Source organism: Caballeronia terrestris (genome assembly GCF_001544515.1).
Lineage (GTDB): Bacteria > Pseudomonadota > Gammaproteobacteria > Burkholderiales > Burkholderiaceae > Caballeronia > Caballeronia terrestris.
Genome location: NZ_FCOL02000361.1, coordinates 1 through 1,606, shown reverse-complemented (window position 1 = coordinate 1,606; position 1,606 = coordinate 1). Strand labels below are relative to the sequence as shown.

General features: G+C 65.4%; 2 protein-coding genes. Both read left to right on the top strand.

What is annotated here, in order from left to right; all coding sequences use genetic code 11:
- The first annotated feature begins 13 nt into the window (after nt 1-13).
- Entirely contained in the window at nt 14-1,381 is a 1,368-nt protein-coding gene (locus AWB67_RS37400; protein ID WP_235025592.1) for an LLM class flavin-dependent oxidoreductase, read from the top strand.
- Nucleotides 1,374-1,606 (top strand): TauD/TfdA family dioxygenase (locus AWB67_RS37395; RefSeq protein WP_200822419.1); only part of this gene is annotated, 233 nt, incomplete at its 3' end. The genes AWB67_RS37400 and AWB67_RS37395, both read left to right, overlap by 8 nt.

Here is a 1,606-nt window from a genome sequence, read left to right as displayed (position 1 = left end):
CGCGCCGACGCATCTGTCGCCTGGACTTTGGGCGCACCCGCAAGACCGCGCGCTCGACTACAACTCGCTGACGCTCTGGACCGATTTGGCGCGCACGGCCGAACGCGGCGGCTATGACGCCCTCTTCTTCGCCGACGGCATCAGCCAGTACGACGTCTACGGCGGATCGAATGCGGCCGGCGTACGCTGGGGCTTGCAGTTTCCGCGACTCGATCCGCTCCTGCTTGTCTCCGCGATGGCGCAAGTCACCGAGCACCTCGGCTTCGCCGTCACGAGCAGCGTGAGCTACGAGGCACCGTTCCTGTTCGCGCGCCGCATGTCGACGCTCGATCATCTGACGCGCGGGCGCATCGGCTGGAACATCGTGACGAGCTTCGGGCAGAGCGGCTCGCGCGCGATCGGCCAGCAGGACGCGCGTCCACACGACGAGCGCTACGACCTCGCCGATGAATACATGGAGATCGTCTATCGGCTATGGGAGGAAAGCTGGGAGGATGGCGCGGCCGTGCGCGACACGCAAGAGCGCGTGTTCGCGGACCCGCAACGCGTGCATGAGATCCGGCACGAGGGCAAGTTCTTCTCGATGCAGGGCACGCACTACTCCGAGCCTTCGCCACAGCGCACGCCGCTGCTGTATCAGGCGGGCACGTCGAATCGCGGCAAGGACTTCGCCGCGCGCCATGCCGAATGCGTATTCCTGAGCTCGCCCACCGCGCATCTCGTCGCGCGCGATGTCGTCGAGATTCGCGAGCGTGCCGCGGCGCTCGGACGCGATCCGGCGAACGTGCTGTTCTTCGCGCTCGCTACCGTGATCGTCGCGCCGACCCCGGAAGAGGCGCAGGCGAAATGGCAAGACATCCAGCGCCACGTAAGTCTCGAAGGCGCGCTCGCACTCTTCTCGCGCTGGAGTGGCATAGACCTTTCGAAGTACAGCCCCGACGACCCGCTGCGCTATGTGAAAAGCGAAGGCATGCAATCGGCGATCGAAGCGTTCACCGTCGCCGATCCCGAGCGTGTCTGGACCATCGGCGAGCTCGCGATCTTCAATGCGATCGGCGGCAAGGGGCCGGTGTTCATCGGCTCGCCGACCGAAGTGGCCGACGCACTGGAGAGCTGGAAGGCGCAGTCGGGCATCGACGGCTTCAATCTCAGCCACGCGCTGTTGCCCGGCACGCACGAGGATTTCGTCGATCTCGTCGTGCCCGAGTTGCGGCGTCGCGGCGTTTATAAGCCCGCGTACCGCGCAGGCACGTTGCGAGAAAAGCTCTACGGCGAAGGCGCAGCGCACCTCGCCGCACCGCATCCGGCCGCCTTGCATCGCGCGGCTCACCATCAATCTGATTCGCGCGCCGCGCCCGTCGAGGACGAAACCCATGCTTGATACCGCTTACGAAACCATCACCGCTTACCCGCTCACGCGCCATATTGGCGCGCAGATTGGCGGAATCGATCTGACACGCCCGCTTTCCGCACAGCAAGTGGCCGACGTACGCCGCGCACTGCTCGCGCATCAGGTCATCTTCTTCCGCGATCAGCCGATCAGCCTCGATCAGCATCTTGCGCTCGGCCGCTACTTCGGCGCGCTGCACGTGCATCCGAACAGCCT